The sequence below is a fragment of the Natronospira bacteriovora genome (genome assembly GCF_030848495.1).
Lineage (GTDB): Bacteria > Pseudomonadota > Gammaproteobacteria > Natronospirales > Natronospiraceae > Natronospira > Natronospira bacteriovora.
Genome location: NZ_JAVDDT010000006.1, coordinates 198,161 through 223,786, shown reverse-complemented (window position 1 = coordinate 223,786; position 25,626 = coordinate 198,161). Strand labels below are relative to the sequence as shown.

The window sequence follows — 25,626 nt, the reverse complement described above, 5'->3', positions numbered from 1 at the left end:
GACGCCGATCAGGCGGGGCCACTTCTTGGAAAAAGCCTCTCGCTTGCGCTTCCTTCGGCACGTAGCGCTGCTACGCGCCTCAGTCCAGCGCGGCGCGAGAGACCACCACAGCCACCCAGCCACTCGGCCTCCGGCCTGATCGGCGGGACGGGCTTGGCTCAGATCGGCACGTACTCCGGGTATTCCGCTTGCCACATCATTTCGTCCACGCGTTTTTCCACCGCCGACCGGTCGCTGTCGGCCAGGCCCTCGTCAATGCAGGCGCGGCCCACGGCGATGGCGATGTGGCGGGTGATGTCGCGCAGGCCACTCATGGGTGGATACAGGCGGCCCCGGGCCAGGTCATCCTCGGAAATGCATTCGGCCAGGGACTCGGCGGCCACGGTGAACAGACGATCCGTGATGCGATGGGCTTCCACGGCCAGCGCTCCGAGACCGACGCCGGGGAAGATGTAGACATTGTTGCCCTGGGCGATCTCATGGGTTTTGCCCTCGTATTCCACGGCATCGAAGGGGCTGCCGGTGGCCACCAGTGCCCGGCCCTTCGTCCACTGAATCAGGTCTTCGGGGCGGGCTTCGGTATTCGCCGTCGGATTGGAAATGGGCAGGATGATGGGGCGTTTCGTGCCCGCCTGCATGTCGCGGATGATGTCCTCGGTGAAGATGCCCGGCTGGCCGGAGGTGCCCAGCAGCACCGTGGGTTTCAGGGCCCGCACCACGGCGGCCAGGTCGCGCTCGCCCTCCGGATCAATGCCGATGGCACGCGCGTCTTCCGGGCGCCAGGCAAACTCCTTCTTGTATTCATCGGACAGCTTGCCGTCGTCGATCAGCAGGCCGCGGCTGTCGAGTACGGCGATGGCGCGGGTCAGGTCCTCGCCCTCGACCCCGTCCCGGCGCAGCCATTCCCGCAGCTGGCGGGCAATGCCGATGCCGGCGGCCCCGCCACCGAGGATGAGCACCCGCTGTTCCCGGGCGGACTGGCCGACGATGCGGCAGCCGGCCATGACACCGGCCAGGGTCACCGCCGCCGTGCCCTGGATGTCGTCGTTGAAGGACAGCAGGCGGTCGGCATAGCGATCCAGCAGGCGGAAGGCATTGGCCTTCTTGAAGTCCTCCCACTGCAGCAGGGCCTTCGGGAAGCGCGCCCGGACGGCCTCCACGAACTCTTCCACCAGTTCGTCGTAGGCCTCGCCGCGCAGGCGGCGTTCGCGAAAGCCCACGTAGAATTCGTCGTTCAGCAGTTCTTCATTATCCGTGCCCACGTCCAGGCTGATGGGCAGGCACTGGCTGGGATGAATGCCGGCGGCCACTGTGTACAGGGCCAGTTTGCCGATGGGGATCCCCATGCCGCCGGCGCCAAGATCCCCCAGGCCGAGGATGCGCTCATTGTCGGTGACCACGATCAGACGGGCATCCTCGTAGGGGGCATTGGCCAGGATCTCGTCGACCCGGCCCCGGTCCCGGGGCGTGATCCACAGGCCACGCCCGCGCCGAAAGATGTGGCTGTATTTCTTGCAGGCCTGGCCCACCGTGGGGGTGTAGACAATGGGCAGGAACTCGTCCAGGTGGTCTTCCAGCAGCTGGTAGAACAGCACCTCGTTGCGATCCTGCAGGGCGGCCAGGCCGATGTAGCGCTCGATGGCGTCACTTTTCCGAACGATCGCCTGGTAAGTGCGCTTCTTCTGCACCTCGCTGCTGGAGGTGCGATCCGGCAGCATGCCTTCCAGGCCGAAGGCCCGGCGTTCTTCCATCGTGAAGGCCGTGCCCTTGTTGTACATGGGGTGGGCCAGCAGGGCACGCCCCCGCAGGGGCACCTCAAGCTGATCCTGCTTCCCCGGGCGGCGATGGAGCCGGAATGTCTGCATGTGTGACCTCTTTCAGTGAATTCGGATTGGATGGATGCCGGGACGGGGCCCCTCATTCAGGGGGTTCGCCCGCAAGGGCTAAGTCTGCTAGTGTTCCCTGGGTCGGACAGAGGGTATTTTCGCCGTCCGCTTTGGCAGCAGGCAAGCGGACAGGCTACACTGAAATCGTGGGTTTTTGAGCACAATCATAATGACTCGAAGGAGAGAGGCATGAAGAAGATTCATCTGGGTCTGGCGGCTGCGGCCGGTCTGATGCTTTCCACCTCCGTGATGGCGGATGGTTTTGAATTCGATCAAAGCAACATGTACTTCGGTGGTGGTGTCAGCAACAATTCGGTTTCCGGGTTCGATTCCGCCTTCGGCTTCCAGGTGTTCGGTGGCTACAACTTCGGTGAAATCTTCGGTGTGGATCAGCTGGACTTCATCGTCGAAGCCGGTTTCATGAATACGGATGATTTCGAGGCCAACACATTCTTCGGTACCGTCACCACCAGCCATTCCGGTCTGTGGACCACCGGTGGCGTCGCCTATCGCTTCAACCCGGACTGGTCCTTCTTTGGCCGTGCCGGTCTGGACTTCGGTGATGACGATGGTTTCATGATTGGCGGTGGTGCCGCTTATCATCTGAACGAGAATCTCGAACTGCGTGGCGAGCTGGTCGAGCGCGACAACATCACTTCGGTTCAGTTCAACGTCGCCTACCACTTCTGAATCATCTCTTTACTACGGGATCGTGAGCCGGTCAGCGTAATCGCTGGCCGGCTTTTTTCTGTGTTCAGCTGCCTGACCTTCTGGTATTTTCCCGGCACCCGTTCTTCGCGCCGCCATTCGACAGGAGGCTGTCATGCACAAGCCAGGTTTCATTCTCTTTTCCCTGTTGTGCCTTGCTCCGTCGGTGTCGTCCGGCAATGAGCTGGAGGGTTATTACCTTGGGGGTGGGCTTTCCAGCAATTCCCTGACCGGATTCAGCAATGCCGTTGGCCACCAGGTCTTCGGCGGCTATGACTTCGGCCAGGTGCTGGGGGAGGCCAATGTCATGGCCGAGGCGGGATACTGGAACTCCGGTCGCTTCAGTCGTTCCGGTCAGCCCGGGCGGCCACAGGCAAAGGGCCTGTGGGGCACTGCCGTGATTAGCCTGCCCCTGACCGGGCAGTGGTCCCTGCTGGGGCGCGCCGGCCTGGATTTCGGTGATGACGATGGCCTGATGGTCGGCCTTGGCGGTGCCTGGCGTCTTGATCGTCAGTGGGAGCTGCGCGGCGAGATCGTCGCCCGGGATAATACCGACTCCTTTCAGTTCAACGCCTTGTACCGTTTCTGATCGGGCATGCTGCCGGTCTGGCCAGCCAACGCAGCGGGCCAGCACGATGAAAACGGGTCCGGCGTCTCCGTGGAGGGCCGGACCCCATCATTGATCACGCGTCGACTTCAGAACAGAAAGGCTGCGCGCAGGAATACGTCTTCCGAGGTGGTGTTGGCGAAGTCATCCAGGTCATCGAAGACATGGCCGGCCACCCGGTAGCTGAGCTCAAGGCCCAGTGTGCTGCCACCCACCGGCAGGTCGAGGCCCAGGGTGGGGCCGAAGCCGAAATAGGCCCCATTGCCCAGATCGCCGTCGTTGAAACCGAGATAGATCGAGGGCCCCGCCCAAACCCTGACGTCCGCGTTGCGGTTGAGCACGAAACCGAAATGGTTGTCCAGGCCAATACCGGTCTGATCATCCGGCACCGTGCCATCTCCCAGGTTGTGGATGCCGGCATGCAGGCGATACTTGAACAGGCTCCCCTTGCGGCCGGTATCCAGAGTGAAGCCGAACTGGAAGTAATCCGTGTCCCATTCCTCGACACCACCCCCGTACCAGGCGTCATAGTCCACTTCCAGCGTGCCATTGCCGAAACCGACATTGAAGCCGATGCTGACGGCGCTGGCGGTTCCCGGGATGGCCAGGGTGAGCGCCAGGGCGGCGAGTAAACGTCCCATTCTATTCATTCCCTACTCCTTAGTGCAGATCGTTGTTTTCCGTGTGCTTCCACTCCCCCTTGTGGAAGCGAACCCGTGCAGGCGGGTCTGGTGAAGGCTAGCAGAAAAGCGTGGATCACGCGGGCAGCTCGGTGGGTCTGAGCATTGCCGGGCGATTCGCGTCGGCCGCTAGCGCGGGCGCAGACCATGCTTGCGCAGGCGGGCGCGGAACTGGTCATAACTCAGCCCCAGCCTTTCCGCGGCCTGGCGCTGATTGAAGCGGCTGTACTCCAGGGCCCGTTCAAGATAGCCCTTCTCCAGGTTCTGCAGGTGCTCCACCAGCCGGGCCGGGAGCGGTTCCGCCGTCGCTGCGCCCAAATCCTCCCTGGCCGCCGCCGGCGCCTCGCTCAATGCCTCGGACGCCGGTTCCCGCCAGGGAGAGCCGAAGGGGTGCAGAACCACCGTGTCCACTTCCGCCTCCGGCTCGGCCTGTCGATAGACGGAACGCTCCACGGCGTTCTTGAGTTCGCGCACATTGCCCGGCCAGGGGTAATCCAGCAGGGCTTGCCGGGCCGACTCGGCGAAACCGGCGAAATAGGGCCGCCCCAGTTCACGCGTGATGCCCAGGGCGAAATGCTCGGCCAGCAGCAGGATGTCTTCCCGCCGCTCACGCAGGGGCGGAACGCGGATCACATCGAAGGCCAGGCGATCCAGCAGGTCGGGGCGGAATTCGTCACGTCGGGCCATGGCCACCAGGTCGGCATTGGTGGCGGCGATGATGCGCACATCGGCCTGCAGGCTGCGGTCCCCGCCCACGCGTTCGAACTCCCCGTATTCCACCGCCCGCAGCAGCTGCTCCTGCATGCGCTGGGAGATGGTGGCCAGTTCGTCCAGAAACAGGCTGCCGCCGTCGGCCCGCTCGAAACGCCCGGCGTGGCGGCGGGTGGCCCCGGTGAAGGCGCCCGCCTCATGGCCGAACAGCTCGGTTTCCAGTAGACCCTCGCTCAGGGTGGCGCAGTTGAGGCGGACCAGGGGCTGATCCCAGCGGGATGAGAGAAAGTGCAGGCGCTCGGCGATCAGTTCCTTGCCGCTGCCACGCTCTCCGATCACCAGCACGGGCTTGTCCAGCCGTGCCGCCCGCGAGGCGTGCTCCAGGGTATCGAGGAAGGCCGCGGACTGCCCGATGAGGGCGCTGTCGGCCTGGCTCCGTTCCCGATCCATTTCGCCATCTCCCGGTCAATTTAACCAATCATCGGTATTCTACACCGAAGCGTCCGGGAGGCGAATAATAAAAATCATTTAAAAATCAATGCAATACGGATTGGCACGGCTCCTGCAAACAGTAGCGACAGATCAACAACCGTTTTGCACGAAATGAGGATTCGAACAATGGGCATCTTTACCCGCTTCAGTGACATCGTGAACTCCAACCTTCACGCCCTGCTGGACAAGGCGGAAGACCCGGAGAAGATGGTTCGCCTGATCATCCAGGAAATGGAGGATACTCTGGTTGAAGTGCGGTCGACGGCTGCGCGCACCATTGCCGATCGCAAGGCGGTTCAGCGCCACATTGCACACTGGCGCGAGGAAGCCGCCGACTGGGCGAAAAAGGCCGAACTGGCCGTCAGCCGGGATCGGGAAGACCTGGCCCGCGCCGCCCTGGTGGAGAAGCAGCAGGCGGATGAGCAGATGGTGTCGCTCGACGAGGAGGATGGTCGTCTGGGGGCTACCCTGGAGCAGCTCAATGAGGACATTGCGCGGCTGCAGAGCAAGCTGGATGACGCCCGCAGCCGTCAGAAGTCGCTGATCCAGCGGCGTCAGGCCGCCAGCACTCGCCTTGAGGCCCGCCGCCATGTGCATGATCGTCGCCTGGATGATGCCCTGTCGCGCTTCGAGGGTTACGAGCAGCGCCTGGATCATCTGGAAGGTGAAGCCGAGGCCCTGGACATGGGGCGTGGCGAGTCCGAGGTGCGCCAGGCCTTCCGCGACCTGGAAAGCAGCGAGTCGGTGGAAAGCGAGCTGGAAGCACTCAAGGCCAGAGTGAAGGGACGCGCGAAGTCGGAGTGAACGGCGGCGCGGGCATGAACAATCATCTGGGGAGAGCAAGTCATGTCGGAATTGATGCTGGTGGTGATGATCATCTTCGTGGGGCTGGTGGCACCGTTGTGGCTGCTGCTCCACTACATCACCCAGTGGAAACAGACCCGGGGGCTGTCGCGGGACGACGAAAAGATGCTCGCGGATCTGTGGGAAAGCGCCAACCGCATGGAAGACCGCATGCAGGCGCTGGAAGAGATTCTGGATCGGGACAATCGCGAGTGGCGAAGGAGGGAGCCATGACACAGGCAAGGGAAAGAGGGCCGCTGGGCCTTTATCGTGACCCCGAGTGGGGTGTGGTCTTCGGTGTCTGTGCCGGCCTGGCGGGCCGCATCGGCGTCAACCCTTGGGGAATTCGCGTACTGGCACTGATCAGTCTGGTGTTTTTCACCGCCATCACGGTCACCGCCTACCTGCTGGCCGCCTTTCTGCTGCCGCGCCGGGGCCTGATCTGGCGCGGGCGGCGCGAAGAACGTGATTTCTGGCGAACCGCGGCCCGCGAAGGCCTGGAACAGGAGTAAATGACATGACCCGCATCCGCGATATTCATGGCGACGAGCAAAGCCCCACCCGGCTCTACCGGGATCCGCAGAACGGCTGGATCGCCGGTGTCTGCGCCGGTCTGGGCGACTATTTCAGTATCAGTGTGGCCGGGGTGCGCTTTCTCACCATTGTGGCCCTGTTCTTCTTTGCGCCCTTCGTGGTCGTGACCTACATCGTCCTGGCCCTGATCCTGCCGCGCCGGCCCCAGGCCCTGTACCAGGGTGCGGAGGAAGAGGCCATGTGGCGATCCATGCGTGACTCACCCAGCCGTACCCTGGACACGGTTCGCAGCCGCTTCCGCGACCTGGAACGGCGGCTGCAGCGCATGGAGCGCTATGTGACCTCCGATCGCTATGAGCTGGACCGGGAATTCCGACACCTTGATCGTTGACGGGCCACTGAGGGGGAGGGGAAATGAGCACGATCGATGACGGTCACCTGAAGGCGGCAGCTGCCGAGAATCCCGTCGCCCCGCGCTACACGGCGGATGAACTGGAAAGGATCATACGTCGCGCGGCCGAATTGCAGAGTCTGACGGGTGACGGTGAGCCACCGGCCTTCAGTGAAGCCGAGCTGATTCGGATTGGTGCGGACGTGGGTATTGCCGCGGAGCATGTGCAGGCCGCGCTCAGCGAGCTGCAGGCCCGTAGCCAGCTCCATGACGATGAAGAAGACCATCCCTTGCTGACCTGGCTGTTCGGTGGCGCCATGGCCACGGTGACGCGGCGGATATCGGGCACCCGGGAGCAGGTCCAGGCCGACCTCGAGCAGCAGCTCGAACAGGAGCAGAGTCTGCAGCCCGTCCGTCGTGCACCCGGGCTTTCCGTGTGGGAGCCCTCCGGTGACCTGGGGGACATGGTTCAGCGAATGACGGATTTCAGTGGTCGCCGCTACAGGCTGGTGGAGGCAGAGACCGTCAGTCTCAATCTAATTCGCTGGGACCGGGATAATGTACTGGTTCGACTTGCCGCCGACTTGAGCGACAAGCGATCCGGGTGGATGGGCGGCTGGGGCATCGGCATTGGCATCGGCCTGCTGGTACTCTGGAGTTTCCTGGGCGGCGCGTGGTGGAGCTGGTCGCTGCTGGCACTGCTGGGCATCACGGCCGGCGTGGTCGCGCTGCTGGACATTCGGCGGTCCCTGCGGCGCGAGCGGCGCAAATTCAGCCTTGCGCTCGACGGAATGCTGGACAGGGTGTCGTCGGCGGAGGAGTAGAACAGGCGATTACCACATCGGCATCACGAACCACGGAGAAAAAGGAAAATGAGTATTGGAATCGGCCCATTCGAAATGGTGCTGTTCATTGTGATCGCTGCCCTGGGGGCTGGACTGATCAGGGACTGGATGAAGGAACGTCGGCGCCAGCCCGATGACGCGGCCCGGGAGGCGTTGCTCGCGGAGCTGGAACAGCTGCGTCGCCGGGTGGAGGCGCTGGAGACCATCGTTACCGACGGCCGTGAGGACCTGCGCCGCCGTTTTTCCGATCTGGAGCGCAGTCGCTTTTAAAATCCGTTAATAAACAGCGTGTTGGAATCTCCCGGCGAACCCGGGCTGCAAGGCCTTGTCCAACAAGGTGAGTACTCGGATTGGCCGGGAGCCCCTCCCGGCTGTTACCATATTCCGTCTTTTTCCGCGGGCCACCGGTCCGCGGTGTTGTTTCCGGCTGAAAAAAAGCCGCTTACTGCTGAACGCATGGGGGTGACCATGTCCAGGGTGACCAGTATCGAGGAAGGGCGCATGGCCCGTGAAACCGCCGAAAGCGATTTCGAGCCGCGTCGATTCAAGGTCTTTACCGACAAGAATCTCGACAAGATCGAGCATCTGTCGCAGCTCGATGAGGATACCGTCTTCGAAATGAAGGTGGTGTCCAGCGTGCTGCCCTTCCGGGTCAACGAGTACATGATCAATGACGTTATCGACTGGGGCAGGGTGCCGGCCGATCCCCTGTATCAGTTGACCTTTCCCCAGCGGGACATGCTGCCGCCGGAGATGTACGAGGAAATGGCGGCGCTGCATCGTGACGGTGCGGACAAGGTGGCCATCAAGGAGAAGGCCCGCGAGCTGCGCGAGCGTCTGAATCCGCACCCGGCCGGGCAGAAGGAAATGAACCTGCCCACCGATGACGACGGTGAAGTGATCGACGGTCTGCAGCACAAGTACAACGAGACCGTGCTGTTTTTTCCGTCCAATGGCCAGACCTGCCATTCCTACTGCACCTTCTGCTTCCGCTGGGCGCAGTTCGTGGGTGATCAGGAATTCAAGATCGCGGCCGATGACGCCGCCCGGATGCAGAGCTACCTGCTGTCGAACAAGCAGGTGAGCGACCTGCTGATGACCGGTGGCGATCCGATGATCATGAAGACCCGCAAGCTGCGGGAGTACCTGGAGCCGCTCACCACCGATGCCTACGCGCACATCCAGACCATTCGCATCGGCACCAAGGCCCTGAGTTTTTGGCCCTATCGCTTCGTCACCGACAAGGACGCCGATGACGTGCTCGCCCTGTTCCGGGAGCTGGTGGATGCCGGCAAGCATGTCGCCATCATGGCTCATTACAACCATTGGCAGGAAATGCAGACGGACGTGGCCAGGGAGGCCATTCGCCGCATTCGCGAAACCGGTGCCGAGATTCGCACCCAGGGGCCGCTGCTGCGCAACATCAACGATGATCCCGCTGTGTGGGCGCGCATGTGGAAGGAGCAGGTCAGCCTGGGCATGATTCCCTATTACATGTTCGTGGAGCGGGACACCGGCGCCAAGGCCTACTTCGAGGTGCCGCTGGTGCGGGCCTGGGAGATCTACCGCGAAGCCATGCAACAGGTATCCGGCCTTGGTCGCACCGCTCGCGGACCGTCCATGAGCGCCGGGCCCGGCAAGGTGGAAATTCAGGGCGTGACCGAAGTGAAGGGCGAAAAGGTGATCGTGCTGCGTTTCATCCAGGGTCGCAATCCGGACTGGGTCCAGCGCCCCTTCTTCGCCAAGTACGATCCGGAAGCCACCTGGCTGGATCAGCTGGAACCGGCCTTCGGTGAGAAGGAGTTCTTCTTCGAAGCCGAGTATCGCCAGATGTGCGAAGAGGCACGCACCTTCCTGGAAGGCAAGAAACTGGTCTGATACTCCATCCGGCCCGACGGATGGAAAACCCGCAGTGCCTTAACGGCGCTGCGGGTTTTTTTAACTCAGAAACCCAGCCCGACCACGACGCCGCGAAACTCGACCCCGGCCTCCTGATAGCGCTGGTAGCGCAGGCCCACATCCATGCGTACGCCTTCATAGAGCCGTAAACCGACTTCCGCACTGAGCAGGGTGTCATTGTCCTCGAAAACCCGGGCGCCGGGGCTGAGCGGATCCTGATACTCACCGCTGATTTCCAGCCGACCAATGCCCCCCTGGGCGTAGAAGCCGACGGACTCGCCGCGAAACTCCAGTCGGCCAAGGCCGGTCGCTTCCCAGTAGCGCCGGGTTTCACGACTGTCCTGGAACTGGCCCGCCGTGACCTCGGCGCCGGGACGAAAGTACCAGTCACCCCCGAGCGGCGTTCCCGGAGTTGCCAGCCAGCGCAGGCGCAGGCCGGTGCCCCGGATGGTGCCGGCTGCGGTGGAGCTGACCTCTTGGTAGCCGTGAATCTGCACACTGGCATGGGCCGGTGCGAAGAGAAGCGGCAGCAGCAGAGCGACAGCCAGCATGGAGGTGGCCACCATCGAGTGTCTCATGCGCTTCACTGCCTCCCGTTCTGATCGACGAATCGGGCAAAACCTGAAACGAATTGCTGAGCACGATCCCGCATATCCGGATCACTGAACTGGCCCACCTCGTCGAAGGCCTCACCCGCCCTGGGCAGGTAAAGCTGCCCGCCGAACCAGGGCTGAAGACCGAGACCGCGGAAGACCGGCAGCCAGGCATACTGTGCCGCACGACTGCCATTGGGACCGGCGGATGCCCCGGTGAGCGCGACCGGAAGGCCGCGAAAGACCTTGCCGATGTCCTTGGGCGGGCGGCTCATCCAGTCCATGGCGTTCTTCAGTGGGCCCGGCACGCTCTGATTGTACTCGGGCGTCACGAGCAGGAGGCCGTCGGACTTGCTGCAAGCCTCCTTGAGCGTCTCCACGGCGGCCGGAATGCCGCTGTCATTCTCCACGTCGCCGTCGTAGACGGGAATCCCCTCGATGCCATGGCAGGCAATGGTCACCCCCTCGGGTGCGAGGGCCGCCATGGCCTCGAGCAGCTGCCGATTGAAGGAACCCTTCCGAAGGCTGCCGGCAATACCCACGATCTGCATTGTTCTCTCCCGTTATCTGGCGAGTATCGGCCGAATCAGGCGGGCAGGCCCGGAGTCATTCCTGATCGTCCCAGTCCTCGCCATAGTGAAAGGTAATCTCCTCATCCTTTCGGATGGTTTTCAGGGCATAGAGTTCGAAGCCGTCGAATTCCGCATTGGGGTCACTGCTGTGATTGCAGAAGCGGAGCACATTCTTGCCGTTGCGCCCGACCGGGTTCTCATCATTCTCATCGTAGACCCAGAGCACATGCATGCCATCCCGTTGGGTGGCCGGGCCTTCATAGGTGCCGATGTGGCGGCCCTTGCGGATGGTCTTGCGGGCAAACAGGCCCTTGCCGTGAATGGGAGAGTCGGCCGCGTAGACCAGGGGGTTTTCGTCGTTGTAATTTCGGCTCATCGCTTCCTCGGGTGCACACTGTCACTGACAAAAGACGGCAGATTGTGCCATGAGCTGTCACAGACTGTCTGCGTTTTGCGCCCTGAACCGTCTGTTCCCGGGCCACCCGCCCCCGACCCTGCCTGGCATGTGGATTGCTTCACCCCCAGGGATGAAACTGACCGCACTGCGCAAATTGATCCGGCGACGCCCCACCGAGTGCCTGCTGGCGCTGGTGATCATGGTTGTCTGCATGATGGTCGCCTGGTCCCAGTACCGGGTGCAGGCACCGTCCGGTGGGCTGAACGCGAGCAGCAGCCCGTCACCAGGGCAGTTTTTCCCCATTGGCGTGCCAGAAACTGCCGCTGTTCTCCAGATTGAGTTCCTCGAACCGCGACAGCAGCATTGACGCCGCCTGTTCGGGTTCGACATGGCCCTGTCCGCCGGTCATTTCGGTGCGCACAAAGCCGGGGTGAAACAGGCCCACCGCGATGCCCCGATCACGCAGGTCATGGGCCAGGGAAACGCCGGCCGCATTAACGGCCGCCTTGGACATGCGATATCCATAGGCGCCACCGGAGGTATTGTCGGCAATCGAACCCATGCGGCTGGTGATGATGGCTATTCGCCCACCCGCGGTCATGTGGGCGGACAGCGACTGGGAAACCAGCAATGGTCCCAGTGCATTCACCCTGAATTGCCTGATGATTTCAGCGGCCGTGTCCGCGTCGATTTCTCCCAGCTGATCCAGGCTCAGACGCCCGGCATTGTTGACCAGCAGATCAATGGGCGAACCGCGCAGACGTTCAGCCAGCTCGGCCACACTGTCGGGATCACTGACGTCGACACCCGTGATGATGCCGGCACCGCTCTCTTCCAGCGCCGGGCTGGCCTGGCGGCAGGCTGCCGTCACTTGCCACCCGGCAGCCAGAAAGGCGCGTACCAGCGCCAGGCCAATGCCGCGATTGCCACCGGTTATCAGAACCCTGTGCATTCTCCATCCTCCACATTGATCCGTTACCAACAGGACGGACAGGCGCGTGATCAAATATCAATCCGCGTTTCCGCTGGCATGGGTGGCCGCCAGCCGCTCCTTCATGTCCCGCAGGGCACGCCGGACCGCGCGGGAGGCTTCGTCAATGCTCTCCGAGGCCCCGCCAATGCGCTCAAGACTGGAGTGCAGGCCCTCGAACTCCTGTCCAAGCCGGGTCTGGATCTGACCCTGTTCATCACTCACGCGGGCCACCACCTGGCTTTGCTCGGCAAGACTGACTGCAGCCGCCAGGATCTGACCGAGGGCCACGTTGGCCTGATTCGCCCGCTCCCGGCCGGATTCCATGCTCTCAGCGGCCGAACCCATCTGCTCGGCACCAAGACTCAGGCCCTCGACGAGCCGTCCAATGTGCTGCCCGATTTCCCGGGCCGCCGCCTGGCTTCTCTCCGCCAGCGCACGCACTTCCTCGGCCACCACGCCAAAGCTACGGCCCTCGCTGCCCGCCCGCGCCGCCTCGATTGACGCATTCAGTGCCAGGCGATGGGTTTGTCGAGCGATGCTCTCGATCATGCCGACCACATCCAGCAGTGCCTTGCTTTCCTCCTTCAGCCGGGTCAGCTCGCGGCCGGACTCATTCACCGCACCGGCCAGCTGTTCCAGTTCGGTGACCGATTCCTGCATCAGCTGGCCGGCGGTGCGCGCATTGTCTTCCGCCTGGCCGGCGCTGTCGGCCATTTGCCCGGCCTCGCTGCGCGCCTGCGCGCCCGTGCTGTCGAGATCCGCCAGCATGCCTTCCAGCGCCTGTCGGCTGCCAGCCTGTCGCGCCAGCAGCTCGCTCACCTGAGCCGCCTGCACGGCGATATGCTGGCTGCGTTCGGCCATCAACACACCGGCTGCTTCCAGTTCGCGGCTCATGGCCTGCAGCCCGATCACGCTGCGTCGCCGTGCGCGCTCGAACAGGCTGGCGAGGATGGCCATCACCACTACCAGTACCAGTGCCGAGCTCAACTGCATGGGTCGCACCGCGGACTCCGGCAGCTGGCCTAGTGGCATCAACCAGCCGCCCTGCTCGCCGAAATGGATCAGGAGAATGGTGGCCACCGTGGCGCCCAGCCAGATCCAGCCATGCCGCCAGCCGCCGGTGAAAATGGCGGCAACCGGTACCGTTGCGAACCAGAACAGCGGAGAAGACATGACCCCATTGGCGACGAAGCAAAGCCAGAACAGGAGAGCCAGCAGGGTTGTCAGGGCCAGCGTCTGCGCCAGCCACAGCTGACCGCTGAAACGCAGCACCAGCGGACAGCTCAAGGCGATGAGACTGGCCAGCAACACACCCAGGGCGCCCTGCGGCATGCCAAGGAAATGGTAGCGGAGGGTGAAGAACAGACCGGCCACGCCCAGTGCCAGGCTGATCCCGACCAGGTTAAGCGCACGACTGCGCTGTTCCGTGCCCAGTGAACGAGCCGGAAGGAATCGATCCAGCAGCCCCTGATCCTGCTTCATGCTTCAGCCTCTGTCCGGCCTGCCCTCCCCCTGTATCGGCAAGATTGAATGAATCATGAATACGCCGGATTCCTACCAGTAGATACCGATGTTGATATTGAAGCGGTTTTCCCAACTTGCGTTCGGGTCACCCTGGGCAAAGGCGGTCACCGGATCCACACCCATGAAATTGTGATTCCTGCCACGGATCAGATCGATGAAGGTGTAGGTGGGGCCGGCGGTCACACCACAGCCGGTGGTGTGCAGACTGGAATCGGCAAAGCCCGTCGGATCCTTTTTAAGCACACTGTAGTTGGTATAGCAGTTGAGGAAGCTGATCGGCCCCCAGTTCACCTCAAAATCCCGCGTCACATTGATGACATGGATATTGCCGCTGGAGGCCGCCAGGCTGTCGAATCGAAAGGCGCCGTACAACACCGCCTCATCACTGACCCCATCCGGATTCTCCGGATTGTATTGATAGCGAATCCACTGCAACTCGAGGCCCCATTGCTCCGACTCGCCAAAGCGTGTCCTCGAGTGCAGGGCGGCTGCCCAGTGATCACCATGACGCTCGGTGATTTCGTTGTACAGTCGCCCGTACTGCGTGGACAGTCCCACTTCCGTCGGCAGGGCGCCATCCGATCCCACTTCCCGGGCAAGGCGCAGGTTCAACTGGTCATTCTGCCGATTGGCCTGTGTCTCGAAGCCGGCAGGCGCATCCAGGGCCGTATTGGTGACAATATTCCAGGCATATCGGTCATTGGCAGAGGGATTGGCCAGGGCCGGGTTGGGATACCAGGCTGCCTGGACATCCCATTGATCACCGCCACCGACGTATTTGATGCCGGCCTGGTAATCATCCTCGAAGCCCAGGTAGTAGGGGATGCCGAACCAGTAACTGTGTGAGGCGTAGGGTTGCAGGCCGAAGGGAACCTGACTGATGCCCGTCTGCACCTGCGCGCCGTTCTCGAGTGTGTACCCCACCCAGGCATGGTGAATGACATCCATGTATTCATACCAGCGATACTGGGCGCTGATTTCCCAGGGTCCGGACTCGCCTCTGGCTTCCACCCGGAACAGGTCAAAACGAAAATCACCCAGGCGCTCTTTCTGCTGGTCGTTGTAGCTGCTGTACTCGTAATTCAGCCAGGCCGCACCACCGACACTGAATCCGCGGTTCTGCGCCTCCAGCTTTTCAAGCCGCTCTTCAAGCGACCTGATCTTCTCTTCTTCCTCGCTGCCTTCGCTGTCATCAGCCAGTACCGTGCTGCTGAACGGCAGCAGCAACATAGGCAGCATCATCACCGGGATGAAGCGGTCTTTTCGCATCGTTAGGCCTCCCCGGGCTGTCAATTTACTGCACCCAGTTCCTGTACCCCTCCAGGAAATCCTCGATGATCCCTTCGCGAGTGAATTCATCCAGTTTGAATGCCCGCTTGAGGGCACCCGGCCGTTGAATTTCCGCACGCGCCACTTCATTGTCATCGTCACCGGGACGAATGACGGGCCAGGCGAAGGACATGTGGTGCGAGGCGTCACCCCGAATGACGTAGGAGAACTCCTCCGCCTCATTGAGGTAGACCATCAGCCGGGCCTTGTATTTGCCGGGCACGATCTCCACTTCGCGTCCATACTTCTCCAGTTCCCGCTTGATGTCCTCGAAGGCCGGCCGAACGGTCTCCTGGATGAAGTGCATGATCTCGGCGCGTCGCCGCTCCACCTTCTCCTGTGCGGCCAGCTTGTCGGCCGTTGACCCCGGGGCTTCCTCGACCAGCTGCCTGAGTTTGTCCTGCCAGTTGCTCATGCCTTGGCTCCTTCTCAGCGGTGGGTCATGGCGGCCGCACGGTCACGGCTGAGCCCTCGATGCAGGCTCCAGCAGATCACCAGCATGATGATGCAGAACGGCAATGCGGTGGTGATGGCCGCCGCCTGGAGGGCTTCCAGGCCTGTGGTGGCTTCCACATCGGCATCCTCTCCCCTGGCGGCCACTGCCTGGGCGCCAGCCAGAAGCAGGACAGCGGCGATGGCACCTTCGGTCAGCGCCCAGAAGACACGCTGCCATTTGGGTGGATCCAGTTCCCCGCCCGATGTCAGGGTATCGATCACCAGGGAGCCCGAGTCGGAGGAGGTGACGAAGTAGGTCGCGATGACGATAACGGCAATGACCGAGGTCAGTTGGGCCAGGGGGAATTCGCTCAGCAGCACGAACAGGGCCGTCTCCGTACTTGCCCCGACCATCTCCGCAATATCATTCAGCTCGAAATAGATTGCCGTGTTGCCGAAGACCGTGAGCCAGGCAAAGGTCAGCAGTGTGGGCACCAGCAACACACCGCCAACGAATTCCCGGATAGTCCGCCCGCGCGATATGCGTGCGATGAACATCCCGACGAAGGGAGACCAGGAGATCCACCAGCCCCAATAGAACATGGTCCAGGCCGCCTGCCACTCCGGCCCCTGATAGGCATCGGTCTGGAAGCTCATGCTGACCAGATTGGAAAGGTACTGCCCGGTGCCCTGCACATAACTCATCATGATGAAGGCCGTCGGGCCCATCAGGAAAACGAACAGCACCAGGCCCAGCCCGAGAACAAGGTTGACTTCACTCAGGCGTTTGATTCCCTTGTCCAGCCCTGTTACCACCGAGACGGTGGCCGCCAGGGTAATCACCACGATCAGTATGATCTGATTGGTAATGTTGAACTCGAACCAGCCCAGGTGAGCCAGGCCGGCATTGATCTGTGTCACCCCGAGACCGAGGGAGGTGGCAATGCCGAACAGGGTGCCGAAGACTGCAATGATCTCAACCGTGTTGCCGATGGGGCCGTGAATGCGCTTGCCCAGCAGGGGGTAGAGGGTAGAGCGGATAGTCAGCGGCAGATCGTGTCGATAGGCGAAGTAGGCCAGAGACATGCCAATGACGATGTAGATGGCCCAGGCGTGCAGTCCCCAGTGGAAGAAGGTGATCCGCATGGCCTCACGGGCCGCTTCCACATTGTCCTCCGTTCCGCTGGGGGGTGCGCCGTAGTGAAAGAGCGGTTCAGCCACACTGAAGAACAGCAGGCCGATTCCCATGCCGGCACTGAAGAGCATGGCAAACCAGCTGAACAGGGAGTATTCCGCTTCATCCCCCGGCTTGCCCAGTGTGATATTGCCGAAGCGGCTGAACAGTATGTAGATGACAAAGGCCAGAAAGATGGACACGCTCATGACATAGAACCAGCCGAGCTGTTCCACGATGAAGGTCTGGACCGAACCGAAGACCTCGCTCGCCTGTGCAGTGAAGGTCGCCGTATAGACGACGAACAGAATGGCGACAATGGCGGAGACGAAGAAAATGACCGGATTGACTTTCATTCGGCATCTCCTGTGGCGAGGCTGCGGAAGGGCCGTTCATCCAGCCAATGGCGTTCGGCCTGGCGTCGCCTTGTGCTGGCGGCAGCAGCCCGGATGATGGAAGAGCCGGATCAGCACCGACTGGTGTGTTTCTTCTGCTTTGATTTCGGTAGCAAGGCGCCTGCCGGACTGGTTGGGCGCCATGGGTTCAGCGTAGCAGCCGCACGCAGCGCTTTCCAAGATATTCGCTTTCAGCCGCCTGTCGTCGGGTGAGATGTCAGCTGCTGCGCTGCTGAAGAATGGATTCGTAGACAAAGCCCTTCACGAAAAGACGATGCTGTTCACCCAGATCGCTGAACTGCAGACCGTGCAGGCAGCGGGTCTGTTCTTCTCCCCGCTCTTCGTCCTTGACGCTGCGAATGGTGGCGCCAACTTCGATATGTGTCTTGCTGCCGGCGAACTCCACCTCGAAAGCCAGTTCGATTTCTTCGCCGATCTGTCCCAGCGCCTGATCCGTGGCGAGCAGGGCGCCCCCGGCGCTGAGATCCAGTAGTTTGCCTTCACCCTGGACATCCGGCTGTTTCAGCGATCGGAACTGGCATGGCAGTTCCATGTTCACGCGCTCTTCCTGGCGAATGGTCACCCGTTCAATTTCCCGGGGAAAGGCCAGGTGAAGATAGGGGAAGGGCTGGGTGGCGACCTTGCGTACCCAGGTGGTGAAGCCGTGGATTTCGCGCCCCGAGAGATAGCGGATGGTCACCTCATCATCCATGTAAAAGGGCACGGGCGTGCCCTGGCTGCGGGGCGTGGTCACCAGCAGACTCTCGCCTTCCAGGTAGCCCACCATGCGTGCTTGCCAGCGCTTTCCGTTGTTGCGCCTGGACAATTGGATATTGAGCACACCCCCGACCGGCAGCGCCAGTTCAACCATGACCCTCTTCCCTGTGAATGGATGTCTGAGCCGATGATAGCGCCTCTGACCGTGTGGGTCACCGGCGATCGGGTCTTCAGCTCTCCCCGACCCGCATTCGCGTGGGCCGTGACGCGGTCTCCAGGGACAGGGGCGATGAGTTCAGCAGTTTCCCGAACTCATTCGCGGGAACCGGCCGTGCTATCCAGTAACCCTGGGCGGATCGGCAACCGAGACTGAGCAAGGCCTCCGCTTCCTGGGCGGTTTCCACTCCCTCGGCCACCATTGCGATGTCAAAGGGGCGCTCCATTCCCATCATGATCTCGATCAATGCCAGGTTCTTGCGATTGCCCGGGATGCCGGAAACGAACGCCCGATCGATTTTCACCACGTTCAGCGGGTATTCCTTCAGGTAGGCGAGACAGGAGTAGCCCGAACCGAAGTCATCCAGCGCCAGGACGTAGCCCATTCCGTGCAGCTCGTCCAGCACCGAGCGGGTGATGGCGGGTTCCCGCATGGCGAGGGTCTCGGTGACTTCCAGCAGGAGCTGATGACTCTCGAGGCCGAAGGGCCGGCGTGCGTTCTCCAGTCGTTGCGGCAGCTGACTTTCCCACAACTGGCGGCGGGAAAGATTGATGCCCATTCGGAAGTCATCACCGGCGATCGTCTGCCATTCCGCCAGATGACGGCAGGCTTCGTCCATGACCCATTGACCGACCTCAACGATCTGACCGGTTTCCTCCAGCAGGGGAATGAAGCGATCCGGTCCCACCAGGCCATAATCCGGGTGCTGCCAGCGCAGCAGCGCCTCACAGCCGGTGATGCGTCCGTCCATGAGATCCGTCTGCGCCTGGAAATGCAGCGCAAACTCACCCCGTTCCAGGGCACCGGACAGATCCGATTCCAGGCTGACGGCATGACTCCGCTCCTGCGAGCCGACCGTGCGGCTGAAGGCGATGCCGCGCTCCTCCTCCCGTTTCGCATCATAAATGGCGGTGCTGGCGGTCTGCAGAAGGGTCTGGGGGTCGCTGCCGTCCTGTGGCGCCATGGCAATGGCCGCATCGATCCGAAGCCGGATTGGGCGGCCGCCGATGACGAAGGGGCTGCTGGTGGCCTGAAGCAGGCGATCCGCCATGTCGCGCATGGATTGGCTGTCGCAGGGGGGCGGCACCAGTGCCACGAAATGATCAGAGCCCGGTCGGCCCAGAACCACTCTCGGCGGCGCTTCACCGCGCAGCCGGTGAGCGATCTGCAGCAGCGCACCATCCCCGGCACGGATGCCGAAGCCTTCGTTGATGCGGCGAAAGCGGGAGATGTCCAGAATGATGACACCCACCTGGGGGCGATCCTGCCGGTGGTCGTCCAGCAGCTGTCGCAGGCTGGCGATCAGCTGCGCACGGCTGGCCAGGCCGGTCATGGGATCCCTGCGGGACCATTCGGCCAGGCGATGACTGCGCAGCAGTCGGTTGCCCATCCAGTAGGCAAAGAGAAAGAACAGCGCACCGGTGAACAGGACGAAGAAGAAACCCTTGATGCTCTGTAGCTGACTGAGAGTGGCGGGATCGTCCGTCAAGCGGGCCACGGCCTGATCCGAGAAGGCAATCCAGAGCCAGCCAATGACCACATACAGAATGGCCAGGATAAGGGCGTAAGCAGCAGGCTGGCGATTCCAGAGAAAGCGTTGTAAGGACATTTCGACCCATCCATGGTTGTCTGGCGCGATGTCATCGAACGTCGCCGATGCCCTTGCGGATCGGTGCAGGGCGTTTCCTGTACATCACCGCGACCCGGGCATGCTGCCTTGAGTATAGACAAGTCCCTCGCTTTTTGCGGTCGACGCCCTGCTTTTGGCAAAAAGCTGCCAATTTGCTCATGGGGCGCTGTGATCCAGTTCACAGAAATGGACCAAATTCCCGGCGATAATCAGGTCACCATCAACTCAGGGTGATGGGAGTCAATAAGAATCAGGACAGTGGGGGGTCCGCAAAGACGACTCTGCTTACGGCTCGGGCCAAGGCCTGGGCCGTTTTTTTTTGGTTTGGGGGTCGCTGACCTGGGGTATCGGTGGCGTCTGGCGGCGTGTGGGGCCCTGTCGCTTGGGCTTCACTCGGCACGTAGCCCTGCTACGCACCTCGCTCCAGCCCGGCGCGACAGAACCCCACACGCCGCCAGACGCTCACCGCTACCCCAGGCCAGCGACCCCTGATGCTGACCCGGCTCCGGTGGGTTCTGGGTAGGTGGGGCCCTGTCGCTTGGGCTTCACTCGGCGGGACCCCCCTCAACCTGCTATCGCCCCCTGTAGGCGCGAATGAATCCACGCCTACAGGGGAGGGGCGGCCAAGGCGGTCAACCGCCGTAATCGTAATCGTAATCGGCATTTGAACGGCGCAGCATAATGCCGACAACGACAACGACAACGACAACGACACAAATGCGTAGGGAACGTATTTGAACTCGCGCTCTGCGCGAGGCCCCGACCGCAGGGAGGGGTAAGTCTCATGGATGAGACGAATAACGACAACGAACGAGGGGGCCAAACGCCCCCTCTCCATCAGCGTTTTGCGGCCTTGCGCATGTCCGGGTAGCGGCCACGCAGATCGCGGTGGGCCAGGTAGCGGGGTACCACGGCATCCATACCCACGGGGGTGATCCCGAGCCTGGCCAGGCCATCGGTGCGACAGACGGCGTCCTTCTGCAGGGAATTGTAATTGTCCTTCGAGAAGGGCTTGCCGGGCACGAATTCCATGACGTTGGCCTGCAGGCGGGCCAGGAAATCGGGCAGGCCGATGATCAGGCGCCGCCGACCCATGGTATCGGCGAGATAGCGAACGATCTCCTTCAGGGTCATCATATTCGGTCCGCACAGCTGGTAGCGCTGCCCGATGGTGTCACGATCCTGCAGGCCTCGCATGAAGGCGTCCACAACATTGCCCACATACACGGGAGCCATGCGGCTGTCGGGGCAGGCGAGGGGAAAGACCGGCAACAGGCGAAGCAGGCCGGCAAAGCGATTGGTGAAACTGTCGCCCTCGCCGAAAATGGTGGATGGCTGGTAGATGGTGGCATCCAGTCCACGCCGCCCGTGTACCTGGATCAGGCTTTCCGCTTCGCCCTTGCTGCGCAGGTAATGGCTGGGGCCACCGCCATCGGCGTTGAGGGCGCTCATGTGCAGCAGGCGCTTGACGCCGGTCGCTTCACAGGCATCCAGCACCTTGCGCGTCAGTTCTACATGGGCATGACGGAAACCGTCACCCTTGCGGCCTTTCTCGTTGAGGATACCGACCAGATTGATGACCGCATCGACGCCCGTGAATGCCTCTTGCAGCAGGGCCGAATCATGACAGTTCCCCTGGATGAGCTTCACCGTTGGCAGGACATTCAGGTGCTTGGCACGATCGGCATTGCGGGTGATGACCCGCACCTGAATGCCTTCACCGGCCAGCCTTGCGGCCAGATGACTGCCGACAAAGCCGCTGCCGCCAAGCATGCAGACGCTGCGATATTTCATGATGACTCCTCGGGAATGCCAATGCCGGACGCGGCCACGTGGATGCAGGCCCGGCCCAGTGTCACGTGATTCATGTCAGGAGCGGATCCGGACAAACCGCCATTTTATAGTGGCTGTGACGGCCAGGCCAGTGAACGGGCCTCAACAGCTGGCCGATTCACTTTCCTCGGGCAGGCCGGCCAGAAGGCATTCACCGATGGCCGGATGCCCCACCGCTGCCAGTCGTTCGTGCAGGCCCGTATCTTCCCGTCCGAGCCGTTGATCGAATCCCAGGCTATGGGTCATCACCCGGCGGATATAGCGGCGGGTTTCCTGGAAGGGAATGGTTTCTGCCCAGATATCCCCGGCGATCTGGCCATTGCGCGGTAACCAGTGTTCGGCCCTGTGCGGCCCGGCATTGTAGGCCGCCGTGGCAATCAGGGGGTGGCCATCAAAGCGATCCAGCATCTCGCGCAAATACGCGGTGCCGAGGGCAATATTGTGTGCCGGGTCGAGAATGTCCCGTTCACCCTCGATTGCCATCCCCAGCCTGTCTGCCATATGCGCGGCGGTTCCGGGCATCAGCTGCATCAGGCCCAGCGCCCCGACCCGGGAGCGGGCCTCCGTGGCAAACAGGGATTCCGCACGCATGATGCTCCAGGCCCAGGCCGGATCCAGATTCAGTCGCTCGCTGTGGGCCTTGAGCTGATCGGCGAAAGCCAGGGGATAGTCAAGCTGATGATCACCGCGGCAGCCGGAGCGGGCGGCCGTGATGATGGATTCCGAAGCCCAGCCCCATTCGGCAGCCAGCAAGGCGGCCTGACACCGGGCGGGACGGGGTTGATCGGCCAGCGCCTGTCGCCATTCATCACGGGCGGCCGATTCCCAGCCACTCTCCAGCAGCGCCCGGGCAATGCGGAGGCCTTCGTGCCGGCGCAGCTGTTCCAGCGTGTCCGTCTCCACTTCAATCGGCCTGGAATCGGTCGACAGTGGCTGGCCGAGGCGGCGAGCCGCCAGCAGACCGTAATAGTCCCTGTGGGAAGCGAGTTGCCGATACAGCGTTGTGGCGGCCTGCGGCTGATCCAGCGCTTCCAGGGCCCTGGCACGCCAGTAGCGCCATTGCCGGCTGTCATCGCGGGGGTGGCTGTCAATGGCCGAGAGGGCCGCCTCCCAGTCTCCGGTGCGCAGGGCATCGCGGATGCGCCAGGCGCGGATGAAGCGGTCATTGGCGGTGCTTCTGTCCAGCCATTCGCGGGCTTCCGGCCGGTGGGCGCGGGCCGCTTCAAGCGCGATCCGGCGCGTGACCATGAAACGATCCTGGCCGTTGACCTCCAGGCCCTGGCCGTGCATGACTTCCCAGCGACGGATGGCTGCGAGCACATCGCGTCGGGCCAGGCGCTTGATGGCAGCGACAATGTCATCCCTGACGCCCTGATCAGCCGGGTCCAGGCGATCCAGCAGCGCGGCGGGGTCATTGAGAATGGCCTGACGGCGGGCGACGGTTTCTTCGGCTTCGGGGCCAATGTCCGTGGCGAGACGCTCGGCCAGTGACAGATTGCCACGCGCAAGGGCCATGCGATAACGCTCGCGCAGCATGAAGTCACTGATCGCACCAGTCTGCCGTGCACTGTCGAACAGGGGTTCGCATTCTGCCGGCAGGGTTCGACCGCTCAGCCACAGGGCCGCCGCGGCCCGATTTGCCCGCTCCTGCTGCCCGGCGGCAAGACGAGCCCGATCCGCCAGGCATTGCAGGGCCTGGTCACGCTCGCCCCGGTAGTGACGGGAAAACTCCCGCCAGCGTTCGGCTCGCCCCAGGGCCAGCAGCCAGTCCCGGCGGAACTCGGCGGCAAAGGGTCGATCCCGGTGACGAGAAATGAAGCGGGCAACGTCTTCCGCCGGCAGGCTGTCAAAACGTGAACGCAGCCAGAGCATCTTCAGCCAGGGAAGCGCGGCGTGATCGTCCAGCACCAGTGCGGGCCAGGGCAGTGATTCACCACGCTCGAGGGCGAAGCGATAGTCCTCGACCGACGACACCGGTTCTGCCAGATTCGCCGTCGCTGAATTCCCCGAAAGCAACAACAGCAGGCCGATCCCCCACGCCAGCTTTCTCACTGTCCCTGATTGCCTATCCATGTCGTCTTGACTCGCTCCAGGCCCGGCTGTTCTGTCGCCGCCATGTGCTTTTCCGCGCATTGTAGGCGTATTTGCGCCGGTTCGCGTGACCTTTTGTATTGCACGTCAACACCGTTCGTGCATAGTAGCCTCAAGCCGAATCGTTTTTTTCCGGTCACCCGTGGTCATTGAGCGACTGCAAGGAGATTGGCGTGAGCATGAGAAGCATCAATCCCGCCAGCGAAGAAGATGTCGACGTCATCAACGCCTGGGACGGCCCGGCCATAGAGCAGGCGCTGGAAAAGACGGCGCTGGCCGCAGCGGCATGGGCCGACCTGTCCATTGACCGAAGAACCGAACTGCTGGGCAAGCTGGGTGATCTGCTGCGCCGCCATCGCGATGAATGTGCCGAGCTGATTACCCGCGAGATGGGCAAATGCATCGCCGAGGCCCGAACCGAGATCGAAAAGTGCGCCTGGCTCTGCGATTACTATGCGGATACGGCCGCCCAGGGGCTGGCGGACGAGGTCGTGCATACCGATGCCCGCCGCAGTTATGTCCACTATGCACCGTTGGGCACGGTACTTGGCATCATGCCCTGGAATTTCCCCTTCTGGCAGGTCATCCGTTTTGCCGCCCCCGCAGTCACCGCCGGCAACACGGCGCTGCTCAAGCACGCCGGCAACGTGCCCGGCTGTGCCCGGAAGCTTGAGTCCCTGTTCCGGGGGGCCGGCTATCCCGAGGGTGTCTTTCTGCATTTGCCGGTGGAGACCGAGCAGGTTCGAGCCATCATCGAAGATGAGCGGGTGCATGCCGTCACCCTGACCGGCAGCGAACGGGCTGGATCCGTGGTCGCCGCCCAGGCGGGCCGTGCCCTGAAGAAGACGGTGCTCGAGCTGGGTGGCTCCGACGCCTTCATCGTCCTGGATGACGCCGATCTTGCCGAGGCGGTGCAATGGGGAGTGAAGGCACGCTTTCAGGCCAATGGCCAGAGTTGCATAGCGGCCAAGCGCTTCATCCTGGACGAACGCATTGCCGACAGTTTTCTCGAACGCTTTAAGGCGGCGGCTGCGGAGCTGCGCATGGGTGATCCCATGGACGAGGCGACCACGCTTGGGCCGATGGCGCGGCGGGATCTGCGCGATGAGCTCCACGCGCAAGTGGAAGATGCCCTTGCCCAGGGTGCCGAAGCCGTTCTGGGTTGCGAACGGCCCAGTGGCCGCGGCTGGTATTATCCGGCCTCGATTCTGGACGGCATCCGTCCTGGCATGCGCGCCTGGTCTGAAGAGCTGTTTGGACCAGTGGCGACTGTCATTCGCGTGGCCAATGATCAAGAGGCGCTGGCCGTGGCCAATGACAGCCCCTTCGGCCTCGGGGGCAGCATCTGGACCCGTGATCTCGCACGGGGTGAGCGCCTGGCCCTTAAGCTCGCCAGTGGCGGTGCCTATGTCAATGCCATGACCAAGAGTGATCCGCGCACACCTTTCGGCGGAATCAAGCGTTCCGGTTACGGGCGGGAGCTGGGCGTATTCGGCCTCAGGGAGTTCGTGAACATTCGAACCGTCTGGATGGCCTGAACGACGGGGTGCACCGGCATCTCATTCGCGGGCACCGCGAAGGGCGGGCCCCTTGCCGGTCACGGAGAAGTGCGGCAAGGGGCCTTAAGGATCCAGCGGTATCAGTCGTCTCCGTTCTCCGCCGGGTATTCGGGAACATGGTCATCGCTGTATTCGAATGACCAGCTGCCGTGAACCTCGCCTTCCGAATCAACCACATCCACCGTCCAAGTTCCCTGCCATTCCGGCACGAGCCGCTTGCTGGACCAGGTCCGCCAGCGTGGACCGCCAATGGCCAGATCCACTTCCGCCTGGACTTCGCCATCAAAGCGATAGCGGTGAACCAGTTCCGCACCCTCCATGCCGCGCACTTCCATGAAGAAGATGATGCGATCATGGTCGGTACCCAGTTCGGTCACACTGTCGATCGGTTCCCGGTCTTCCACGGCTGTGGTGAACTGGGCCCGGTGGATGCCGCTGTCCGCGGCAAGCAGGCTGCCGCTCCAGACCAGTGCCAGCATCGCGAGTGCCAGCACCATCTTGTTCCTGTTCATGGGGCGATCCCTCCTTCGGGTTGCTTGCAGACCCCGTCAAGGATAGATCATGGTGATTCGAAGTGAAGGGGCATGCCTG

General features: G+C 62.5%; 26 protein-coding genes. 10 read left to right on the top strand and 16 right to left on the bottom strand.

Annotated features, from left to right (window positions below; translation table 11 throughout):
- Positions 1-158 precede the first annotated feature (158 nt).
- Complete coding sequence (locus RBH19_RS10450) at positions 159-1,865, bottom strand: NAD-dependent malic enzyme (protein ID WP_306728792.1); 1,707 nt, start codon at positions 1,863-1,865, stop codon at positions 159-161.
- A gap of 210 nt (positions 1,866-2,075) precedes the next feature.
- Between RBH19_RS10450 and RBH19_RS10445 the strand changes: the two genes are divergently transcribed.
- Positions 2,076-2,576, top strand: coding sequence for an outer membrane beta-barrel protein (locus RBH19_RS10445; RefSeq protein ID WP_306728791.1), 501 nt, complete (start codon positions 2,076-2,078; stop codon positions 2,574-2,576).
- Between the two features lie 133 nt (positions 2,577-2,709).
- Positions 2,710-3,183: an outer membrane beta-barrel protein gene (locus tag RBH19_RS10440; protein WP_306728790.1), complete on the top strand. Its 474-nt coding sequence runs from the start codon at positions 2,710-2,712 to the stop codon at positions 3,181-3,183.
- Positions 3,184-3,290: 107 nt separating this feature from the next.
- Here the strand turns inward: RBH19_RS10440 and RBH19_RS10435 are convergent, their stop codons facing one another.
- Both RBH19_RS10435 and pspF read right to left on the bottom strand, forming a co-directional pair.
- Positions 3,291-3,851, bottom strand: coding sequence for a hypothetical protein (locus RBH19_RS10435; protein WP_306728789.1), 561 nt, complete (start codon positions 3,849-3,851; stop codon positions 3,291-3,293).
- Between the two features lie 159 nt (positions 3,852-4,010).
- Positions 4,011-5,042 carry a phage shock protein operon transcriptional activator gene (gene pspF, locus RBH19_RS10430; RefSeq protein WP_306728788.1) on the bottom strand — a complete coding sequence of 344 codons (1,032 nt, stop codon included), beginning with the start codon at positions 5,040-5,042 and terminating at the stop codon, positions 4,011-4,013.
- Positions 5,043-5,210: 168 nt separating this feature from the next.
- Between pspF and pspA the strand changes: the two genes are divergently transcribed.
- The 7 genes from pspA to RBH19_RS10395 all read left to right on the top strand — a co-directional run bounded on the left by pspA (position 5,211) and on the right by RBH19_RS10395 (position 9,575).
- Positions 5,211-5,888 (top strand): phage shock protein PspA, encoded by a 678-nt coding sequence (gene pspA, locus RBH19_RS10425; RefSeq protein WP_306728787.1) that lies wholly within the window; start codon positions 5,211-5,213, stop codon positions 5,886-5,888.
- A gap of 42 nt (positions 5,889-5,930) precedes the next feature.
- On the top strand, positions 5,931-6,161 hold the full coding sequence (gene pspB / locus RBH19_RS10420) for an envelope stress response membrane protein PspB (protein WP_306728786.1): 231 nt from the start codon (positions 5,931-5,933) through the stop codon (positions 6,159-6,161).
- Positions 6,158-6,439 (top strand): PspC domain-containing protein, encoded by a 282-nt coding sequence (locus tag RBH19_RS10415; protein WP_306728785.1) that lies wholly within the window; start codon positions 6,158-6,160, stop codon positions 6,437-6,439. Before pspB ends, RBH19_RS10415 begins: the two co-directional genes overlap by 4 nt.
- A gap of 5 nt (positions 6,440-6,444) precedes the next feature.
- Complete coding sequence (gene pspC / locus RBH19_RS10410) at positions 6,445-6,852, top strand: envelope stress response membrane protein PspC (RefSeq protein WP_306728784.1); 408 nt, start codon at positions 6,445-6,447, stop codon at positions 6,850-6,852.
- Between the two features lie 23 nt (positions 6,853-6,875).
- Positions 6,876-7,676, top strand: coding sequence for a hypothetical protein (locus RBH19_RS10405; protein ID WP_306728783.1), 801 nt, complete (start codon positions 6,876-6,878; stop codon positions 7,674-7,676).
- Between the two features lie 48 nt (positions 7,677-7,724).
- Positions 7,725-7,967: a coiled-coil domain-containing protein gene (locus tag RBH19_RS10400; protein ID WP_306728782.1), complete on the top strand. Its 243-nt coding sequence runs from the start codon at positions 7,725-7,727 to the stop codon at positions 7,965-7,967.
- Between the two features lie 231 nt (positions 7,968-8,198).
- Entirely contained in the window at positions 8,199-9,575 is a 1,377-nt protein-coding gene (locus RBH19_RS10395) for a KamA family radical SAM protein (RefSeq protein ID WP_306728800.1), read from the top strand.
- 65 nt (positions 9,576-9,640) lie between these two features.
- Here RBH19_RS10395 and RBH19_RS10390 read toward each other — a convergent pair whose 3' ends face one another.
- The 12 genes from RBH19_RS10390 to RBH19_RS10335 all read right to left on the bottom strand — a co-directional run bounded on the left by RBH19_RS10390 (position 9,641) and on the right by RBH19_RS10335 (position 23,458).
- Positions 9,641-10,174 carry a hypothetical protein gene (locus RBH19_RS10390; protein ID WP_306728781.1) on the bottom strand — a complete coding sequence of 178 codons (534 nt, stop codon included), beginning with the start codon at positions 10,172-10,174 and terminating at the stop codon, positions 9,641-9,643.
- Positions 10,175-10,179: 5 nt separating this feature from the next.
- Positions 10,180-10,740 (bottom strand): NADPH-dependent FMN reductase, encoded by a 561-nt coding sequence (locus RBH19_RS10385; RefSeq protein ID WP_306728780.1) that lies wholly within the window; start codon positions 10,738-10,740, stop codon positions 10,180-10,182.
- Between the two features lie 55 nt (positions 10,741-10,795).
- Positions 10,796-11,137: an SET domain-containing protein gene (locus RBH19_RS10380; RefSeq protein WP_306728779.1), complete on the bottom strand. Its 342-nt coding sequence runs from the start codon at positions 11,135-11,137 to the stop codon at positions 10,796-10,798.
- 301 nt (positions 11,138-11,438) lie between these two features.
- Positions 11,439-12,110, bottom strand: a complete 672-nt coding sequence (locus tag RBH19_RS10375) for an SDR family oxidoreductase (RefSeq protein ID WP_306728778.1) — start codon at positions 12,108-12,110, stop codon at positions 11,439-11,441.
- Between the two features lie 57 nt (positions 12,111-12,167).
- Entirely contained in the window at positions 12,168-13,613 is a 1,446-nt protein-coding gene (locus RBH19_RS10370; protein WP_306728777.1) for a methyl-accepting chemotaxis protein, read from the bottom strand.
- A 72-nt stretch (positions 13,614-13,685) separates the two neighbouring features.
- The gene (locus tag RBH19_RS10365; RefSeq protein WP_306728776.1) at positions 13,686-14,924 is read right to left on the bottom strand and encodes a porin family protein; all 1,239 of its coding nucleotides are present in this window, start codon (positions 14,922-14,924) and stop codon (positions 13,686-13,688) included.
- A 25-nt stretch (positions 14,925-14,949) separates the two neighbouring features.
- Positions 14,950-15,399 carry a hypothetical protein gene (locus RBH19_RS10360; RefSeq protein ID WP_306728775.1) on the bottom strand — a complete coding sequence of 150 codons (450 nt, stop codon included), beginning with the start codon at positions 15,397-15,399 and terminating at the stop codon, positions 14,950-14,952.
- Positions 15,400-15,413: 14 nt separating this feature from the next.
- The gene (locus RBH19_RS10355; RefSeq protein ID WP_306728774.1) at positions 15,414-16,949 is read right to left on the bottom strand and encodes a BCCT family transporter; all 1,536 of its coding nucleotides are present in this window, start codon (positions 16,947-16,949) and stop codon (positions 15,414-15,416) included.
- A 256-nt stretch (positions 16,950-17,205) separates the two neighbouring features.
- Positions 17,206-17,859, bottom strand: a complete 654-nt coding sequence (locus RBH19_RS10350) for a flagellar brake protein (RefSeq protein WP_306728773.1) — start codon at positions 17,857-17,859, stop codon at positions 17,206-17,208.
- Between the two features lie 76 nt (positions 17,860-17,935).
- Positions 17,936-19,531, bottom strand: a complete 1,596-nt coding sequence (locus tag RBH19_RS10345) for a putative bifunctional diguanylate cyclase/phosphodiesterase (protein ID WP_306728772.1) — start codon at positions 19,529-19,531, stop codon at positions 17,936-17,938.
- Positions 19,532-20,389: 858 nt separating this feature from the next.
- Positions 20,390-21,346, bottom strand: coding sequence for a complex I NDUFA9 subunit family protein (locus RBH19_RS10340; RefSeq protein WP_306728771.1), 957 nt, complete (start codon positions 21,344-21,346; stop codon positions 20,390-20,392).
- Positions 21,347-21,487: 141 nt separating this feature from the next.
- Positions 21,488-23,458, bottom strand: coding sequence for a lytic transglycosylase domain-containing protein (locus RBH19_RS10335; RefSeq protein WP_306728770.1), 1,971 nt, complete (start codon positions 23,456-23,458; stop codon positions 21,488-21,490).
- A gap of 191 nt (positions 23,459-23,649) precedes the next feature.
- On the opposite strand from RBH19_RS10335, the gene RBH19_RS10330 reads away from it, so the two are divergent.
- A complete protein-coding gene (locus RBH19_RS10330) occupies positions 23,650-25,014 on the top strand; it encodes an NAD-dependent succinate-semialdehyde dehydrogenase (RefSeq protein ID WP_445353976.1) in 1,365 nt (454 codons plus the stop codon).
- A 101-nt stretch (positions 25,015-25,115) separates the two neighbouring features.
- Here RBH19_RS10330 and RBH19_RS10325 read toward each other — a convergent pair whose 3' ends face one another.
- Complete coding sequence (locus tag RBH19_RS10325; RefSeq protein ID WP_306728769.1) at positions 25,116-25,547, bottom strand: DUF2914 domain-containing protein; 432 nt, start codon at positions 25,545-25,547, stop codon at positions 25,116-25,118.
- Positions 25,548-25,626: the final 79 nt, after the last annotated feature.

Bases quoted from the DNA above. Each gene is read 5' to 3' on its own strand.
- RBH19_RS10450 (WP_306728792.1), bottom strand. From the start codon at position 1,865: ATGCAGACATTCCGGCTCCATCGCCGCCCGGGGAAGCAGGATCAGCTT.
- RBH19_RS10445 (WP_306728791.1), top strand. From the start codon at position 2,076: ATGAAGAAGATTCATCTGGGTCTGGCGGCTGCGGCCGGTCTGATGCTT.
- RBH19_RS10440 (WP_306728790.1), top strand. From the start codon at position 2,710: ATGCACAAGCCAGGTTTCATTCTCTTTTCCCTGTTGTGCCTTGCTCCG.
- RBH19_RS10435 (WP_306728789.1), bottom strand. From the start codon at position 3,851: ATGAATAGAATGGGACGTTTACTCGCCGCCCTGGCGCTCACCCTGGCC.
- pspF (WP_306728788.1), bottom strand. From the start codon at position 5,042: ATGGATCGGGAACGGAGCCAGGCCGACAGCGCCCTCATCGGGCAGTCC.
- pspA (WP_306728787.1), top strand. From the start codon at position 5,211: ATGGGCATCTTTACCCGCTTCAGTGACATCGTGAACTCCAACCTTCAC.
- pspB (WP_306728786.1), top strand. From the start codon at position 5,931: ATGTCGGAATTGATGCTGGTGGTGATGATCATCTTCGTGGGGCTGGTG.
- RBH19_RS10415 (WP_306728785.1), top strand. From the start codon at position 6,158: ATGACACAGGCAAGGGAAAGAGGGCCGCTGGGCCTTTATCGTGACCCC.
- pspC (WP_306728784.1), top strand. From the start codon at position 6,445: ATGACCCGCATCCGCGATATTCATGGCGACGAGCAAAGCCCCACCCGG.
- RBH19_RS10405 (WP_306728783.1), top strand. From the start codon at position 6,876: ATGAGCACGATCGATGACGGTCACCTGAAGGCGGCAGCTGCCGAGAAT.
- RBH19_RS10400 (WP_306728782.1), top strand. From the start codon at position 7,725: ATGAGTATTGGAATCGGCCCATTCGAAATGGTGCTGTTCATTGTGATC.
- RBH19_RS10395 (WP_306728800.1), top strand. From the start codon at position 8,199: ATGGCCCGTGAAACCGCCGAAAGCGATTTCGAGCCGCGTCGATTCAAG.
- RBH19_RS10390 (WP_306728781.1), bottom strand. From the start codon at position 10,174: ATGAGACACTCGATGGTGGCCACCTCCATGCTGGCTGTCGCTCTGCTG.
- RBH19_RS10385 (WP_306728780.1), bottom strand. From the start codon at position 10,740: ATGCAGATCGTGGGTATTGCCGGCAGCCTTCGGAAGGGTTCCTTCAAT.
- RBH19_RS10380 (WP_306728779.1), bottom strand. From the start codon at position 11,137: ATGAGCCGAAATTACAACGACGAAAACCCCCTGGTCTACGCGGCCGAC.
- RBH19_RS10375 (WP_306728778.1), bottom strand. From the start codon at position 12,110: ATGCACAGGGTTCTGATAACCGGTGGCAATCGCGGCATTGGCCTGGCG.
- RBH19_RS10370 (WP_306728777.1), bottom strand. From the start codon at position 13,613: ATGAAGCAGGATCAGGGGCTGCTGGATCGATTCCTTCCGGCTCGTTCA.
- RBH19_RS10365 (WP_306728776.1), bottom strand. From the start codon at position 14,924: ATGCGAAAAGACCGCTTCATCCCGGTGATGATGCTGCCTATGTTGCTG.
- RBH19_RS10360 (WP_306728775.1), bottom strand. From the start codon at position 15,399: ATGAGCAACTGGCAGGACAAACTCAGGCAGCTGGTCGAGGAAGCCCCG.
- RBH19_RS10355 (WP_306728774.1), bottom strand. From the start codon at position 16,949: ATGAAAGTCAATCCGGTCATTTTCTTCGTCTCCGCCATTGTCGCCATT.
- RBH19_RS10350 (WP_306728773.1), bottom strand. From the start codon at position 17,859: ATGGTTGAACTGGCGCTGCCGGTCGGGGGTGTGCTCAATATCCAATTG.
- RBH19_RS10345 (WP_306728772.1), bottom strand. From the start codon at position 19,531: ATGTCCTTACAACGCTTTCTCTGGAATCGCCAGCCTGCTGCTTACGCC.
- RBH19_RS10340 (WP_306728771.1), bottom strand. From the start codon at position 21,346: ATGAAATATCGCAGCGTCTGCATGCTTGGCGGCAGCGGCTTTGTCGGC.
- RBH19_RS10335 (WP_306728770.1), bottom strand. From the start codon at position 23,458: ATGGATAGGCAATCAGGGACAGTGAGAAAGCTGGCGTGGGGGATCGGC.
- RBH19_RS10325 (WP_306728769.1), bottom strand. From the start codon at position 25,547: ATGAACAGGAACAAGATGGTGCTGGCACTCGCGATGCTGGCACTGGTC.